Annotated in this window: 13 protein-coding genes; 2 read left to right on the plus strand and 11 right to left on the minus strand. The window is 43.0% G+C overall.

Annotated elements, in window-relative coordinates; genetic code table 11:
- Window positions 1-401 precede the first annotated feature (401 nt).
- The 10 genes from EUBREC_RS18015 to metF form a co-directional block, all read right to left on the minus strand.
- Complete coding sequence (locus EUBREC_RS18015) at window positions 402-761, minus strand: hypothetical protein (RefSeq protein WP_012743025.1); 360 nt, start codon at window positions 759-761, stop codon at window positions 402-404.
- A gap of 145 nt (window positions 762-906) precedes the next feature.
- Window positions 907-1,821 carry an IS3 family transposase gene (locus tag EUBREC_RS09875; RefSeq protein ID WP_012743026.1) on the minus strand — a complete coding sequence of 305 codons (915 nt, stop codon included), beginning with the start codon at window positions 1,819-1,821 and terminating at the stop codon, window positions 907-909.
- Window positions 1,818-2,102: a transposase gene (locus EUBREC_RS09880; protein ID WP_005612369.1), complete on the minus strand. Its 285-nt coding sequence runs from the start codon at window positions 2,100-2,102 to the stop codon at window positions 1,818-1,820. Before EUBREC_RS09880 ends, EUBREC_RS09875 begins: the two co-directional genes overlap by 4 nt.
- Window positions 2,103-2,179: 77 nt before the next feature.
- On the minus strand, window positions 2,180-2,773 hold the full coding sequence (locus tag EUBREC_RS09885) for a PD-(D/E)XK nuclease family transposase (protein WP_049757237.1): 594 nt from the start codon (window positions 2,771-2,773) through the stop codon (window positions 2,180-2,182).
- 390 nt (window positions 2,774-3,163) lie between these two features.
- A complete protein-coding gene (locus EUBREC_RS09895; protein ID WP_012743029.1) occupies window positions 3,164-4,378 on the minus strand; it encodes a type II secretion system F family protein in 1,215 nt (404 codons plus the stop codon).
- 111 nt (window positions 4,379-4,489) lie between these two features.
- Window positions 4,490-5,548: a type IV pilus twitching motility protein PilT gene (locus tag EUBREC_RS09900; RefSeq protein WP_041254111.1), complete on the minus strand. Its 1,059-nt coding sequence runs from the start codon at window positions 5,546-5,548 to the stop codon at window positions 4,490-4,492.
- Between the two features lie 13 nt (window positions 5,549-5,561).
- Window positions 5,562-7,265: a GspE/PulE family protein gene (locus EUBREC_RS09905; RefSeq protein WP_012743031.1), complete on the minus strand. Its 1,704-nt coding sequence runs from the start codon at window positions 7,263-7,265 to the stop codon at window positions 5,562-5,564.
- Between the two features lie 99 nt (window positions 7,266-7,364).
- Window positions 7,365-8,762, minus strand: coding sequence for a sodium-dependent transporter (locus EUBREC_RS09910; RefSeq protein WP_012743032.1), 1,398 nt, complete (start codon window positions 8,760-8,762; stop codon window positions 7,365-7,367).
- Window positions 8,763-9,121: 359 nt separating this feature from the next.
- On the minus strand, window positions 9,122-10,516 hold the full coding sequence (gene ltrA / locus EUBREC_RS09915; protein ID WP_012743033.1) for a group II intron reverse transcriptase/maturase: 1,395 nt from the start codon (window positions 10,514-10,516) through the stop codon (window positions 9,122-9,124).
- A gap of 640 nt (window positions 10,517-11,156) precedes the next feature.
- Window positions 11,157-12,023 (minus strand): methylenetetrahydrofolate reductase [NAD(P)H], encoded by an 867-nt coding sequence (gene metF / locus EUBREC_RS09920; protein ID WP_012743035.1) that lies wholly within the window; start codon window positions 12,021-12,023, stop codon window positions 11,157-11,159.
- 197 nt (window positions 12,024-12,220) lie between these two features.
- On the opposite strand from metF, the gene EUBREC_RS09925 reads away from it, so the two are divergent.
- A complete protein-coding gene (locus tag EUBREC_RS09925; protein ID WP_012743037.1) occupies window positions 12,221-13,582 on the plus strand; it encodes an MATE family efflux transporter in 1,362 nt (453 codons plus the stop codon).
- Here EUBREC_RS09925 and EUBREC_RS09930 read toward each other — a convergent pair whose 3' ends face one another.
- The gene (locus EUBREC_RS09930; protein ID WP_012743038.1) at window positions 13,583-14,917 is read right to left on the minus strand and encodes a SpoIVB peptidase S55 domain-containing protein; all 1,335 of its coding nucleotides are present in this window, start codon (window positions 14,915-14,917) and stop codon (window positions 13,583-13,585) included.
- Between the two features lie 261 nt (window positions 14,918-15,178).
- Between EUBREC_RS09930 and EUBREC_RS09935 the strand changes: the two genes are divergently transcribed.
- Complete coding sequence (locus EUBREC_RS09935) at window positions 15,179-16,777, plus strand: potassium/proton antiporter (protein WP_012743039.1); 1,599 nt, start codon at window positions 15,179-15,181, stop codon at window positions 16,775-16,777.
- The last annotated feature ends 3 nt before the right edge of the window (window positions 16,778-16,780 follow it).

Here is a 16,780-nt window from a genome sequence, read left to right on the forward strand (position 1 = left end):
GATGTAATATATCGTTGCTGTTCAAACGCAAGCTTGACACCACGCTGTCAAGCTATGCGCCAATAAGTCAACTATTGTCAGATTACAGCCCCTGCCTCGTAGAGGCAATTTTAATGGGCTGTAATCGTTACTGGTCACACTGTGGTGTGAGCAGTAATGCTCAAGGAGAACCGCGCCACGGACGGCGCGTTTCGACAGTTTCGTCAAGCATAGTAAACCTATAAAGCATAATTCCTACAGTATCTTGGCAGTGCAGCGTAGCTCAAGCGAGAGAGTGTGCACCAGCCGTTCTCATGGGATGAAGCCCCGTCCTACTGTCAGTCCCCTCAGACAAAGAGGAAGCAGCCTCCGCGCTTTCGCTCAAAGACTGCCTCCTATCGATCTTTTTTCAACTACAGCTGCTATGCCAGCTTCTTATTTTTCTCGAGAAGCTCATAGATTTTCTCAACGTCATAATCCGGCTTCATGGACAATGCTGCTTCGTAAATTGGAGCGATAACCTCCTCTTTTTCTTCCAGGTCATCTGCTATTTCTGCCACGCTCTTGTCCTTTTGCAGCTTTTTTACAACCTGTGAGATTATCTTTTGTCGTTCTCCGATTTCCTTACCCTCTTCTGTTGCAACCTCTTCCCAGTAATCACTCACATTACACATCTCGCTCATCCTCCCTTCGAGTTCCATGCTCATTTTAAGTCCATAATCTTCTTCAAGTATCTTCTTTTTCTCGATAAACTCTGACTTTGAGAACAGCTCTTCCAGCATTCCTATGAGTTTATTCTTAGACTGCTTTTTATTTTTTGTTGCTCTCGTCCGGACATTTATCAGTGCACCATTTAATTTGTCAATCTGTGGTATTTGGTCCTATGTCAATATTTAGTACAAGTTAAAATGAGAAACTTTTCCCATTTTAACCCGCCAGAAGCTCAGCCTCAGTGTGTGTTCTTTTATACAATCGTTCGAATTCATTTGGTGACATATAGTTACAATGGCTATGAATTCGTTTCGTATTGTAGAAAGCTTCCAGATATTCGAAAATCAAGCAGTATGCCTGCTTGTAATCGTGAATTTTAAAGCGGTTGAGCCATTCACGTTTGATAATCGAATGGAAGGATTCAATGCAGGCATTATCCCACGGAAATGCTTTCTTTGAGTAACTACGCTGCATATTTTCTGTTACTTTTTTATATTCCGTCGCAACGTACTGACTGCCACGATCAGAGTGAATGATCAATGGCTGATCGATATTTCGGCGAGCTTTGGCTTTGTTTATTGTATCAATCACGCAGGATACTTCCAGTGTTTTTGAAAGTGTCCATGCTATGATTTTTCTGGAAAATAAATCCATAATACTGGTCAGATAGACAAATCCGTCTATTGTCCAGATGTAGGTGATATCCGAACACCAGACGGCATTCGGGCGGTCAGGATTAAACTGCTCATCGAGGATATTTTGTAATTCAGTGCTGAAATCAGAATCTTTTGTGGTAATTGTCCATGGCTTGCTCCACTGGGCACGGATTCCCATTTGACGCATGTATGTACCAACAGTTCTTTCCGAAATGACTTCACCAGTTTTTCGAAGTTCTACAGTGATTTTCGGAGCACCGTAGTTCTGCTTGGAATCATCATAAATATCCTGTATTTTTGCTTTTACAGCTTTACGATGTTTTTCTGTATCAGAAGGTACGTGGTGGAGCCATGCAAGATATCCTGAGCGAGAGACACCTAAAAATTTCAACATTCCGGAGACGGAAACCCGGCGTCCAGCCTTTTGGGCAGCTTCCGTCTTCTCAGTTACTTCGAGATAAATGGCTTCCGTCATTTTCCCAGAATGTTGATTGCTTTTTTTAACACATCAAGTGCATCTTGGGCATCACGTAATTCACGTCTGAGACGGGCAATTTCCTTCTGCTCATCAGATGCATAATTACCAGAACCACGAACAGGAATATCACCTGATTCCCGGAAGTCTTTCAGCCATTTTGTTAATGTGCTGTATCCGATGCCAAGATTTTCTGCACATCCACGTACTCCGAGATCTTTGTGATCCTGATAGTACTGGACTGCATCAAGTTTAAATTGTTTGTCATGTTGCTTTGCCATATGAGATCCTCCTTCAGCATGCCTCTATTGTATCATGCTTATGTGTATTTGGAATTTCTCATTTTGGCTTGTACTATTTATATTCTAGCACCAATTTTCTTTATTTTACCATAAATCAGGCTGGATTTCATCCCAAATTCGATTATTGAATCCTCTGATTTTTTCGTATCCATACATATCCATATAGTATATACGGATTTTAAATCATCATAATTTGAATTTACAAACTCCGTTTCCTTCTGCTCTGATATCATTCTGCCCATGTAATAGGCAATCCTGTTTTCCAGCCGGTAGCCCAGCTTTGATTTTTTGCTGCTCTTCTGAGCTTCAATATTGATGATAAATTCTCTTCTTTTTCCATTATAATACAATGGAAATTTGATGTCGTAAATAATTTTTCCATCATCCTCATCAACTGACTCATTATTTACGTTCTGGATTTTAACTCCAAGCCTTTCCGGAAATCTGAGCATTACTGTCGGCTCACCAATGCACGGAATTATTTTCTCGGCTTCCATTTCCTTAAATTCTGGCACGAGCGCCTGAACTATATAGGCTGCTATCTGCGGATCTGCCAGAATACACTTCACGTAGTCATCACTGGTTGCCTTGTCCTGCTCTATAGAGCTGAGAGTTCTGGACAAATTTGTCTTCACTTTTCTGTATATCATACACTTCTCCTGTTTTCCACATGAAATCTGCATACACATCATTTTTTATAGCCCCATTTTTTGTGCATACATAATTTCAAATGATAATAACCCTTTATATTCCTCAAATAAATGCCCGCCACGCATAGAAACGAATAGACTGGTACTTTAGCTGATATTTATTTTTAACACACAATCGGATTTGTTGCTGACACAGCATGATAAATCAACGGGTAAAGAACATACCCGAACCATGTATTCGAATTGTAGCCTATTGTATAACAGTTGTCAATGTATTTTTTTGCCACCGCGTAAGGGGCTTCATCCCATGAGCCCCGTCCTACTGCCAATGTCTCTTTACCAAAAAAGCAGCCTTTGAGCTTCACACTCAAAGTCTGCTTCTTTTTTATTTTATAAGCTGTCCATAGCCTGATACATGGAAAGCATAGGAGCCATAACGGCTGCCACAAGCACACCAACAATAAGTGCCAAAACAAGGATAATCATAGGCTCAATAGCTGCCATAACTGTCTGGGTAGCCAACTCAACTTCCTCATCATAGTAGTCTGCCAGTCGGGTAAGCATGCCTTCCAAGTCACCGGTCTCCTCACCGATTTTGGTCATGTGTGAAACCATAGGTGGAAACAATCCACACGCAGTAATTGGCTCAGACAGCGGAACACCCTTACTTACCTCTTCCCTTGCATTTTTCAGGGCTTTTTTGTAAAGCGCATTCTTCATGGTGTCAGCAGTGATGCCAAGGGCTTCAATCATCGGAAGTCCAGAGTACACAAGTGTGGAAAGTGTACGCGCATAGTTACTGGCCGCTGTCTTGATGTTTAGCTTTCCGAAAACCGGAACCTTTCTTGCGAGATTACCAAAGAACATCTGGCCGCTGTCAGTCTGCTTATAAAGCTTGATGGCTATAACAATTGCTGCTATGACAGCAATCACAATATACCAGTATCCGGTGACAAAATCACTCATCGCAACAACTGCCTTTGTGATGCCCGGCAGCTCTGTTCCCAGGTCATTGAACATCTCCGAGTAGCTTGGGATGACCTTTACAAGCATTACAATAACAACCGCAATAGCCACAATCACAACGATAATCGGATAAACTGCCGCTTTTTTTATCATGCCGTTAAGCTTTGCTGATTTCTCGAAGTGTGCAGACATTCTGTCAAAAGCTACATCAATCTTGCCGGATGCTTCGCCTGCCGCAACCATGCTCACCATGATGTCAGGGAAAACATTCGGGTATTTTTTGAGACCATCCGAGAGAGTCTCACCTTTTTGAATCTCGGCATGAACACCTCTGATAGCTTTCGCCATGACTTTGTTCTCAGTCTGATCGGATAGCATATCCAGCGTATCAAGAATCGTAACACCGGCATTGACCATACTGGTGAACTGGCGGCAGAATACCGATAGGTCTCTCGGCTTTACCTTTCCTCCTACACTGAATGAGATTTCCTTGGTCAGTGCTGTTGCCTTGGTGAGGCTTATGACCATGTTTCCATCCATCTTAAGCTTATTTTTTGCCTCTGCTTCTGACTCGGCTACTATATTTCCTTTTCTTTCTTTTCCGCTCTGGTCTATAATCCGATATGTCCAGTCAGCCACTTTCTTCTCCTCCTTATACCTATTCTGTGCAACCTCCAGATAAATTAAATCATAATTTATTAAGACTCCACAACATTATACCATAACAGTAAAATACATATGATTATACCATCAATAGTAAAGGTGTACACGGCTAGCCATGCTTACCGGATCATGTGCATATGCAACTGCAGTCTCCGGCGCTATAAGGCCCTGGCTGTAATACTGTAAAATACAGTCATCCATCATCATCATACCCTCTCTCTTTGATGTCTGTATGATAGATGGAATCTGAAATGCTTTTGCCTCACGAATTAAGTTTCTGATGGCATTGTTTGCAAGGAGCACCTCAAATGCTGCAATTCGTCCGCCATTTACCATTGGAAGCAGATGCTGTGCAACAATTCCCTCTAAAACTCCTGAGAGCTGCACTCGTATCTGTTGCTGCTGGTGTGGTGGAAAAACGTCAATCATACGGTCAATTGCATCTGATGAACTGTTAGTATGCAGTGTAGAAAATACAAGATGTCCTGTCTCCGCCGCTGTAATAGCTGTAGATATAGTTTCAAGATCTCGCATCTCTCCTACAAGTATTACATCCGGATCCTGTCGCAGTGCAGCTCTCAGGGCTGCAGCATATGAGAGTGTATCCTTTCCAACCTCTCGCTGTTCCACTATAGAGCGGCGCCTTGAGTGCAGGTACTCAATAGGATCTTCAAGCGTGATTATATTTTTGGAATCTCTTGATGCAATGACATCTATAAGACTTGCCAATGTGGTCGACTTACCACTTCCTGTAGCTCCTGTCACGAGGACAAGTCCTCTCATCTTTGTGGTAAGATTGACAACCGACTGTGGTATGCCAAGCTGCTGCGGTGTAGGCACATCATATGAGAGAATACGAAGTGCTGCTGCATATGAACCTCTCTGCCTGAACACATTGGCTCTGACTCTTGAAAAGCCCTCCACCGAAAAAGCAAAATCAAGCTCTCCCTTCTCCTTTAGCTCATCTTTAAGCTCCTGCGGAACAATTGGAGAAAGCAGGTTGTCCGTCTCAACATTGGTAAGAACCTGATTTCCCTGCGGTACAAGCTTTCCGTCAATTCTAAGCATAACCGGATTTCCCGGTACGATATGTATATCCGATGAGTTCTGTTGCTGCGCTGCTTTTAAAATGTCTACTATCTGCATTTTCTTTTCCCCCTTAGTTTTCAAACGTGGTCTTTAACATTTCCTGGAATGAAGTAACTCCTTCGAGTACAAGCTTCTCTGCACTCTGTCTAAGTGTATGCATGCCCTCATCACATGCAGCCTTGTTTATATCCTCTATATCAACACCTTTTGAAATAAGTGACTTTAGCTTTGGTGTTATGGTCATTATCTCATATATACCGATTCGTCCCTTGTAGCCTGTATTGGCACATTTTTCACAGCCACATGGCTCATAAATCTTTACCGGACGGAACGCCGGTATATTCATAAAGGCCTTTTCCTCCTCTGTCAGCAGATGCTCTCTCTTACATTCCGGACAAAGTCTTCTTACAAGTCGCTGTGCAATGATTCCCTTTACCGAATCCGCAAGCAGATAACTTTCAACTCCCATGTCCTCCAGTCGTGAAATAGTACTTGCCGAGCTGTTGGTATGCAGTGTGCTGACCACAAGATGTCCTGTGATTGACGCCTGTACTGCAATCTGTGCTGTCTCCTGATCTCGAATCTCACCAATCATAATGATGTCCGGATCCTGTCGCAGAATGGAACGAAGTGCTGATGCAAATGTCAGGTCAGCTTTATTATTTACCTGTACCTGGTTTATTCCATCTATATTGGCCTCGACCGGATCCTCAACTGTGATGATATTTACATCCTCCTTGTTGAGCTCTGAAAGTGCCGTGTAAAGCGTGGTTGACTTACCACTTCCTGTAGGTCCTGTAACAAGGATGATACCGTTTGTATTCATCAGTATATGATCAAATGCCTTAAGCTCTTCGTCTGAAAATCCCAGCTCCTTTTTATCTCTTGTAAGTGCCTTTTTCTGCGCAAGTCGCATAACGCATTTCTCACCGAATACTGTCGGAAGGATTGATACTCGGATATCATACTCTATCTTGTCTATCTCCATAGTGATACGGCCGTCCTGCGGCTTACGTTTCTCGGAAATATCCATACCACCTATAATTTTAAGTCGTGTAATAATTGCAGAAAGCAGATGTATACTATATGCTGCCTTCTCATAAAGCGCACCATCTATTCTGTATCGCACCCTGACTTTATTTTCCAGTGCCTCTATATGTATATCTGAGGCCCTGAGTCTGGCTGCCTGCTCAATGATAGAGTTGACAAGTAAAACTACCGGCGAATTGTTGACATCCTTGCTGGTAGCTTCCTCAGCCTCGGCATTTTTCTGCTCACGCTCTTTTCTCTCCCTCGCATACTCCTGAGCCGCTTTCATAGCCTCTGTATCACCGTAATATTTGTCAAGCGTCAAAAGTATGTCTCTGCCTGTCGCTACTGCAGGCTCAGCCTGTAGATTGGTAACAATTGAAAAATCATCAAGCGCAACCATATCCATAGGATCAGCCATGGCCACATGCACTACATTGGCATTATTCTTGTCAAATGCATATGGTATCATAACATGCTTTCTAAGCACTGTCTCACTGACAAGGTTTTGCACCTCCTCAGGTATGTTGATTGCGCTCACATTAACAAGCTCCAGTCCCAGCTGCTGCGACAATGCCTTTGCTATCTCAAGCTCATTGGTGAACCCAAGCTCAATGAGTGTTTCTCCTATCTTCTTATGCTTTTCTTTGGCTATAGGCAGAGCCTTTTCCAGCTGCTCCTGAGTAATTACATTTTCATTTATAAGCATATCACCGATACGCTTTTTCTCTCGTCTAAAAGCCATAATGGCTCCCCCTCTTTCATCATTTAGTAAAATACTACCATTATGATGGCTGTATTTCAAGGGTATTTATATAAAATATACAATAAATTTATTTCAAAACTAAAAAGTAACGATTCCGAGTGCCTGCAGCAACAGTATAAGCAGGAATGCCGGTGCAATAAATTTAACCATGATTATATAAAGCCCTTTTCTGGTGAATTTGCTGCCTCCGCGTGTCACCTCATCTATTATTACCTTTGGACTTACTATCCAACCGATAAGGATACATGTGGCAAGTGCAACGATTGGCATAAGCACATTGTTGCTTACATAATCCATGATATCAAGTATCTGTCCGACTGTGCCGTTTGGAAGCTTAACCTCCATATAGAGCTTATTGTAGCCAAGGCAGACTATTATCTCTGCAATCAGACCGTATACCGTGACTAAAATTGCGCTTTTTCTGCGGCTCCAGTGAAATCTGTCTATAAGACTCGATACAATAGCCTCCATAATTGATACAGACGATGTGACTGCTGCGAATGCAACTATCATGAAGAATATCAGTCCAACAATATCTCCTGCTATTCCCATTTCATTAAATACCTTTGGCAGTGATATAAACATAAGCCCCGGTCCTGCTGACATGCCGTCACGACCCATAAATACATATACTGCCGGAATGATCATAAGGCCTGCAAGGAATGCAACAAGAGTATCAAAAATCTCGATCTGGTTGATTGAGCCCATGAGCTTTGATTCCTTCTTGACATACGAACCATATGCAACCATGATTCCCATAGCCACACTGATTGAGTAGAACAGCTGACCGAGTGCATCAACAAATACTGTGACAAGCTTTTGCATTGTAAGCCCCTTGAAGTCAGGAACCACATATATCTTAAGACCCTCAAGACCACTTCTTGCTGCGCCTGATGCATCCTTATAATTGAGCGTCAGTGAGAAAATACCGATTGCAAAAATAAGCACAACAAGGATAGGCATGAGCACCTTGCTGAAGCGCTCGATACCTTTATTGACTCCGCCAATGACAACTGCTGCTGTTATAAGCAGATAAACCACTCCAAATATGATTGGTGCCCACTGGCCTGTGATAAAGCCTGTGAAATATCCATCCGCAACCGCATTTTTACCGCTTCCTGTAATGAAAAGTGTAAAATATTTTAAAACCCATCCACCTATAGTACAGTAGTAAGGCAGAATAATAGCCGGTACTATACACGCAAGCACACCGATAAACTTGCCCTTTGGATTGATAAGACCATACGCGGTGAGCGGTCCCTGTCCGGTCTTACGTCCTATTGCAATCTCAGTGGTAAGCAATGCAAAGCCAAAGGTCAGAACAAGTATCAGATACACCAGCAGAAAAAGTCCTCCTCCGTCCTTTGCTGCCAGATACGGAAACCTCCATATATTTCCAAGTCCTACCGCACTGCCGGCTGCCGCAAGAACGAACCCAATGTTGCCGGAAAAAGTGCTTCTTGATTTTTCTTTCATTTTCTACTGTCTCCTTAATATATTATATAATTTAATTTCGATTTAATATGGACATTGTTTCCATTTACAAATCTAATATACCTATTATAATCATCTAGAGTACTTTTTGCAACGGTTGATATTTTTTATTCGCATTTGCAGTGTGGTGGCACATAGCAGGTGTCACCAAACGTAACGCAAATTCACCACAGCGTAAGGAACGTAAGCCCCGGGTACCGCGGGCGCACACGTACTCCCGCCGGAGCGCATAGCGAAGTGGCTTAGATACTGTAGAAATTATGCCCACAAATCGAGTAGGAGGCGGTGACTAACCGCCGTCCTCTCACAGCACCGTACGTACCGTTCGGTATACGGCGCTTTCAATAGTTGACGTGCACAGACTGATAGGCTGTGGCTAAATCGTAAAAGCCACTGTTTATCAGTCTTTCTTTATTCAGCGCCCAAATCACAGCTTTGTTATTGCTGATATACCAATACTTTCTGCGACTGTTTGCTATTGTTGACGCATAGTGTTCTGGGATTCCAAGTTTGACTAGATTTTTATATTTCGTTCTAGGTTTCTTCCACTGTTTCCATATACACATGCGTATTCTGTGATAGAGCCATCCGTTGATGTCATCTATGTTGCTCTTCATACTTGCAATTCCGTAGTAGTTAAGCCATCCCCTTGCATATACTTTGATTTTCTCAAGGCTTGGCTTGATTGACTGACATCGCTTACGGGAAGATAACTCCTTCAGTCTGGACTTAAACTTCTTCCATGACTTCGGATGAACTCGGACATATATGCCTTTTCCGTTCCTTCCCAATGCAAAGCCAAGGAATTTAAAATTTCGGATTGCAAACACGCTGACTGTACGGCTCTTTTCTCGGTTGACTGTAAGTTTCAGCCTCTCCTCAAGATATTTTGTACTGCTTTCCAAGAGTCTCTCTGATGCTCGCTTGCTCTTTGCAAGAAGCACGATGTCATCTGCATATCTTATGCATGGAACACCTCTTTTCAGGTATTCCTGGTCGAACTCATTGAGGTAGATGTTTGCCAGCAATGGTGATAGATTTCCACCTTGTGGTGAGCCTTCCTCTGTGTCAATGACCACTCCGTTTTCCATTACACCGCTTTTCAGATAGCGCTTTATCAACTGTACTACACGTTCATCTTTTACATTCTTTCGTAGAAGATTGATGAGAATTTCGTGATTAAGAGTATCGAAGTACTTTGACAAGTCAAGGACTACAGCGAATGTATAGCCTTGTTCTGCATACTCCTTAACCTTAAGTATTGCATCTTTTGCACTTCTGTTCGGACGATAGCCATAGCTACCATCTGCAAACAGCGGTTCATAGATTGGCACTAACTGTTGGGTTATTGCCTGTTGAAGTGTACGGTCTATCACTGTTGGTATGCCAAGCTTTCGCACACCACCATCTGGTTTGGGAATTTCAACTCGTCTTACTGGAGACGGAGTATACTTTCCACGATAAATGCGGTCAGTTATCTCTTGTTGATGTTCCTTTAGATATGGAAGAGCCTCTTCAATGGTCATGCCATCAATTCCCGGCGCTCCCTTGTTTGCCTTAACTCTCTTATACGCTCTGTTAAAGTTGTCTTTATACAGTATCGTTTCCAAAAGTCTCGGCTGTGCACTGTCTCTTTCTTTCCATATCCGATTGAATGACCTGGACGCTTTCACATACCCTTCATGTTCCGCATTATCTCTTTGCGAACAGCCATTGTTTTCAATGTTTTCTGCCATAGACGGTCATTCCTCCTTTCTCGGTCATACTCAAGACTCCTACTGATTCGGTCCTTCACCTCTCGGCTACTATGACCTCTGCTGACTTCTATGCGTTCAGCATTGCTTTATACAATGGTTACCTCTTTCAAGGCATACCGCACAGACCTCCCTAGGTACCACACGTTTCTTCCTCTCCATCCATCTGCCTCATTTATCATGCATTATTCCGTGTAGTTATTGGGCTTTAACATGGGTTGCTGTCTTACCCACATGCATGACCTCATATGAGATTTCTGTTCGTCAGACCAGAGATTTGCCCGTGAGTTGGTATATTCCTCACATCCAGCTTCCTTCAGATTCCATCTCACGATGGACACCCTTGCCTTCGGCTATATCCTTCCCACTACCGGGCGGATTCGGGACTTTAACCCGTTAGAAACGTGCGCCGCTAGGCGCACAACGCAGAAATACCCAGCCATGGACGGCTGGGTAAGGCGTTATGCGCCACGGACGGCGCATAAAAGCCGGTTTCGTCAAGCATAGAAACCCATCAAGCATAATTTCGTACAGTATCTTAGCCACGCAGCGTAGCGACGGCAGGAGTACGTGTGCGCCCGTGGTACCCGGGGCTTGCGTTCCGTACTATTATATAAACGTCCTAAATAAGGTTTTTAATGCCTTCTGTTAAACGCTTTGCAACTCTCACATTGTTCATAGTGTAAAGATGAATTCCCTCCACATCATTAGCTAAAAGCTCAATTATCTGACTCTCGCAGTAAGACATTCCGGCATCAAAAAGTGCCGCCTTGTTGTCTCCGTATCTGTGCACAATCTTCTGGAACTTTTCCGGGAACTTTGCTCCGCACATTGTGACCATTCTCTGAATCTGAGCCGCATTGATACAAGGCATGATGCCCGGGATAACCGGCACATTGATACCTGCAAGCCTGCAGTCCTCAGCAAAATTGAAGAAGGTATCATTGTCAAAGAAGAGCTGCGATAAAAGAAGCTCTGCACCGGCATCAACCTTTTTCTTAAGATTCTTAATATCATCTACCTTATCAGCTGCCTCCGGATGGATGTCCGGGTAGCACGCACCTGCGATACAGAACTGATCACCTGTGGTGTCCTTTATGTATTTAATCAAATCGCTTGCATGGAGAAAATCCTCCTTTGCAGGCACGTTCGGATTTCTGTCTCCTCTTAAAGCGAGGATATTCTCAATGCCCTCATATGAAAGCTGTCTGGTGAACTCATCTATCTCAGCCTTGTTATAGCACAGACATGTAAGGTGCACTACAGGCTCCACATTGTACTGGTTCTTGATTTTCTTCGCAATCTCGATAGTCTTGTTATTGTTTGAGCTGCCGCCTGCGCCAAATGTCACGCTGATGTACTCAGGATGACAATCACAGAGTATCTCAAGCATCTCGTCTATATTTTTGAAGTCCTCCTCTTTCTTTGGTGGAAATATCTCAAAGGAGAGCGACTGTGGTTTGTTTGTATGTATCTGTGTAATCTTCATGTTATCCTCCGGTATATATGGTTATTCAATAATTTGTAATTTTTATATTCCATATATTACTGTAGTTTTTTGTCATTGTAAAATATATTTTTCTTTTAGTTTGTCATAAATAAAATCTATATCAAAACTTGCTGAGCATTTGATTTTTTTATATGAGGTGATATAATGGGCGAAGCAAATCAAAAAGAGGTTTCACAATGAAAAAAATAGATTTTGATAATGATTCAATAAAGAAAAATATATTGCAGGCTGCTCTGCCCATGCTGGCAGCCCAGATTCTAAGCCTGTTGTACAATATAGTAGACCGCATATACATTGCCCGCATACCGGATATGGGAACCACTGCACTCGGTGCTGTGGGGCTTTGCTTTCCTATTATAATGCTGACAATCGCTTTCTCCAATCTCTTTGGAAGCGGTGGTGCTCCGCTTTTTTCAATAAAAAGAGGCATGAGTGATGACAGAGCCGCCAATACTATAATGAATACGAGCTTTACAATGGTCTGCACATTCGCAGTCGTTTTTACAGCTTTGTGCATGATTTTTGCAAAGCCTCTTTTAATCGTGTTTGGCGCATCTGAAAATGCTCTCAAATACGCTCTGCCATACCTGCTCATTTATTTGATAGGAACACTCCCATCCATGATTTCAACCGGCATGAATCCCTTTATCAACGCTCAGGGCTACTCCACTACCGGCATGCTGTCTGTTGCAATCGGAGCCGTTGCCAATCTGGTTTTAGACCCGCTTTTTATATTTGGATTTAATTTCGGTATCAAAGGAGCAGCTATTGCTACGGTCATCTCACAAATACTGTCTGCTCTCTATGTGCTTCACTTTCTTAGGAAAAAGGCTGAGCTTAAGGTGCGCCTTATGACACTCTCTGAATTCAGTGAAAACACGCGCTATGCAAAGGACATCATAAGCCTTGGAACCTCAGGCTGTGTCATGCAGCTCACAAACAGCCTGGTATCTATATGCTGCAACAATGTGCTTTCAGTGACCGGTGGCGATTTGTACATATCGGTAATGACCATCGTATCAAGCATCAGGCAGATGGTCGAGACTCCAATTTATGCAATTGTGGAGGGTTCATCTCCTGTTTTAAGCTACAACTATGGCGCCAAAAGGCCGGCCCGGGTGAGAAAATCTATTTTCACTATGGGACTGCTCGTGCTTCTATATACAGCTGTCATGTGGAGTGTGATTATACTTGCCCCTCATGCCCTGATTGCAATTTTCAGTTCCGATTCCACCCTTATGGATGATGCGGTGAAGGCTTTGAATATCTACTTTGCGGCATTCATATTTATGGATCTGCAGTACATCGGACAGACCACCTTTAAATCACTGAACAAAAAGAAGCGGGCTATATTTTTCTCCCTGCTTCGCAAGGTGTTCATCGTTGTACCGCTGACATATATTCTGCCTTACTCCTTTGGTATGGGAACCGACGGTGTGTTTATGGCAGAGCCTGTATCAAACGTGATTGGCGGAAGCATCTGCTTTGTAACCATGCTTGGCACTGTGCTACCTGAGCTTCGCAGAATGGAGCAGTAATTACAGCATCTCATCAATGCAGATGCCGTAGCCTCCGGTCGGATCATCGACAAACACATGGGTGACTGCTCCTATTATTTTACCATCCTGTATGATAGGGCTTCCGGATGTGCCCTGCACTATGCCACCGGAGAGCTCTATCAGCCTGTCGTCTGTCACCTTAAGCTCCATTCCCTTGTTTGTATCTGTCGCTTTTTTATCTATATTTGTTATTTCCAGATTATATTTTTCAAGTTTTCCTGATATTTCCGATATCATCTGTGCACTGCCTGTGTGTATCTCATCCTTGCCGGCAACCGGATAATACGTATCCTCTGCGGCATATTCCGACAATTCATCGCTGTCAAGCTGTCCGTAAATTCCCAGATTACTATTGCAGTCAAGTGTGCCTATATGGCTTTTTTTGCCAAAATATACCACTCCGCCTATCTCGCCCGGCGCGCCGGCTTTTCCCTTTTTGATTTTGGTAAGCTTCATGCTGTACAAATCACCACTGTTTGCATACAAGAGATTTCCGCTTTGCGTTCCGTCTCCTATTCCATGCCCCAGCGCTCCAAAACGGCCGTCCTTTGTATAATAAGTGATAGTACCGATTCCTGCCAGATCGTCCTTCACCCATATTCCCATATAGTATCTGCCATCATCCATCCTGACAGGCGTGATATCCGCTGACATTTTCTCACCGCCTCGAAGAAATTTAATGTTTACGGTACTTTTATCTTCATTACTTTCATCTTCATGCTTTTCATCATATTCCTTCATGATATCATTCACAGCTTCAGAAAGCTCCTCCTTGTCTGCAACAGTGCGCCCATTGACAGATAGGATATAATCCCCGCACTGCACCTTTTTATCTGCAGGATTGACTTTTTTGCCATCCTCGTCTGTCACCTCCGTCGTATTCACTACAAGCACTCCCTCTGTCTGCTCATATATACCGGTCAGCCTGCCACAAGCATATACGCCCTCAACACTTATTCCATCACTTATTTTATCTGTCTCTTTATAATCTCTGTCAGTAGCTCTGTGAGTTGATGCTGTATCTGCTGTCTGTCCTATGTCTTGTTCGGTTCCGCCGTTTCCACCGTTTCCGCCGTTTTCACCATTTTCACCATTCTCGCCCGAATCAGCCAATACACTGGCCGCCTGTCCGGGAAGCCCTGTCGCATATCTTCCATATCCGGCCTTTGATTCATTTAAAAAACTTCCTAATACACTTTCATCAAATGCCTTATCTACCCTGCTGCACCACTTATCATCACTGCTTAGTGCAAACATAGCTATCACTGCTGCAGCCAGCGTGACACTCACAAATTTTCCAAAAAACTTCCGCATACTATTACCTCCATTTGGATTAGTATGCTCCTGTCATTTTTCTTTTATTCTTTTAATATCTTATTATCTCATTTTAACTATTCCAAATTATTTTGAGCAAAAGCCGGTATAGTTTGACAGTTTAGGTGTTTTCCTATATAATTTCGATATATTTATATGTTTATTATAAATTTCACATATAATTCCCACGTTGTCCGTTACAAATAAATACTGTAATAGCTTTATAATTCTTAAATCACCATTTAATAAAGGAGGGATTCCATGAATACATACCTGCTCATCACATCTATAGTAATCTTCTTATGTATCCTGCTAAATCGTGTCTCCAACCGCATAGGCATTCCGGCACTTTTAGCCTTTATCGTGCTCGGCATGCTTTTTGGCTCTGACGGAATAATGAAGATAGATTTCGACAATTACGCGTTCGCTGAACAGATATGCTCTACCGCGCTGATTTTTATCATGTTCTATGGCGGCTTTGGCACCAACTGGCAGCGTGCAAAGGCTGTTGCCGTTAAGTCTGTACTTTTGTCCACCATCGGTGTTATTATCACATGCTTTCTCACAGGGCTGTTCTGTCACTTTGCCCTTAATATGATCTGGGAAATAAGCTTTCTCCTCGGTGCGCTGATTTCATCAACTGATGCGGCGAGCGTTTTCTCCATACTGCGTTCGAAAAAGCTGAATCTGAAATACAATACCGCCTCTCTTCTTGAAGTGGAAAGCGGTAGTAATGACCCATGTGCCTATATGCTCACAGTTGCTTTTATAGCCATATCCCAGGGCAGCGCAAGCCCTGGAAATATTGCCATACTCATAGTAAAGCAGCTTGCCTTCGGCATAATCTTCGGCGTCCTGATTGCAAAGCTTTCCATCATGCTCCTTCGATATATACGCTTCAAAAGCGCGGGGTTTGATGCGATTTTCATGGTGGGAATAGCTATAATATCATATGCCCTGCCTGCTTACTTTGACGGAAACGGCTTCTTAAGCGCCTATATAGTCGGCATTATACTCGGCAACACAGAAATAGAAAATAAAAAGAATCTGGTGAATTTCTTTGATGGCATAACAGGACTCATGCAGATGCTTATTTTCTTTCTGCTTGGTCTGCTTTCTTTCCCATCAAAGCTGCCACACGTCATAGTACCGGCACTTTTAATATTTATGTGGCTGACCTTTGTGGCAAGACCTCTTTCTGTCGCACTTGTGCTCACACCATTTCGCAGCAAAATAAAACAGCAGCTGCTTGTCTCATGGTCCGGCTTAAGAGGAGCCGCATCCATAGTGTTTTCCATCATGGCATATACCGCCACCAATGATGACCTCGACACCTTCCACATAATATTTATGATAGTACTCTTTTCAATACTGCTTCAGGGCTCAATGCTCCCATGGATATCGCGAAAGCTTGATATGCTCGATAAAACAGCCGATGTAATGAAGACCTTCAATGATTACTCCGAGGAAGCAGACATCCAGTTCATACAGCTTACCATACCGGAAAATCATCTGTGGTGTGGCCACAAGCTAAAGGACCTGACGCTGCCTCCTGAGACACTGATTGTGCTTATACGAAGAGGTGAGCAGAATATAATACCGGACGGTGAAACAATAATTCTGCAAAATGATGTGCTCGTGCTTAGTGCCATCACACCTGATGAGGTGCATGGTATAAAACTGGTGGAAAAAATAATAGAAAAAGACAGCAGATATAACAATAAACTGCTGTCTGAAATATCAAAAAAACACAATGAGATTATAATAATGATCCAAAGAAATGGGCAGGTAATCATCCCAAACGGAAACGTACGGCTGACCACCGGTGATATACTGGTAATCAACCGCGCCGTAAACTGATAA

Origin of the sequence: Agathobacter rectalis ATCC 33656 (assembly GCF_000020605.1) — a bacterium.
GTDB lineage: Bacteria > Bacillota > Clostridia > Lachnospirales > Lachnospiraceae > Roseburia > Roseburia rectalis.

Coding starts and splice junctions, on each gene's coding strand:
- EUBREC_RS18015 (WP_012743025.1), bottom strand. CDS start 761: ATGCTGGAAGAGCTGTTCTCAAAGTCAGAGTTTATCGAGAAAAAGAAG.
- EUBREC_RS09875 (WP_012743026.1), bottom strand. CDS start 1,821: ATGACGGAAGCCATTTATCTCGAAGTAACTGAGAAGACGGAAGCTGCC.
- EUBREC_RS09880 (WP_005612369.1), bottom strand. CDS start 2,102: ATGGCAAAGCAACATGACAAACAATTTAAACTTGATGCAGTCCAGTAC.
- EUBREC_RS09885 (WP_049757237.1), bottom strand. CDS start 2,773: ATGATATACAGAAAAGTGAAGACAAATTTGTCCAGAACTCTCAGCTCT.
- EUBREC_RS09900 (WP_041254111.1), bottom strand. CDS start 5,548: ATGCAGATAGTAGACATTTTAAAAGCAGCGCAGCAACAGAACTCATCG.
- EUBREC_RS09905 (WP_012743031.1), bottom strand. CDS start 7,265: ATGGCTTTTAGACGAGAGAAAAAGCGTATCGGTGATATGCTTATAAAT.
- EUBREC_RS09910 (WP_012743032.1), bottom strand. CDS start 8,762: ATGAAAGAAAAATCAAGAAGCACTTTTTCCGGCAACATTGGGTTCGTT.
- ltrA (WP_012743033.1), bottom strand. CDS start 10,516: ATGGCAGAAAACATTGAAAACAATGGCTGTTCGCAAAGAGATAATGCG.
- metF (WP_012743035.1), bottom strand. CDS start 12,023: ATGAAGATTACACAGATACATACAAACAAACCACAGTCGCTCTCCTTT.
- EUBREC_RS09925 (WP_012743037.1), top strand. CDS start 12,221: ATGAAAAAAATAGATTTTGATAATGATTCAATAAAGAAAAATATATTG.
- EUBREC_RS09930 (WP_012743038.1), bottom strand. CDS start 14,917: ATGCGGAAGTTTTTTGGAAAATTTGTGAGTGTCACGCTGGCTGCAGCA.
- EUBREC_RS09935 (WP_012743039.1), top strand. CDS start 15,179: ATGAATACATACCTGCTCATCACATCTATAGTAATCTTCTTATGTATC.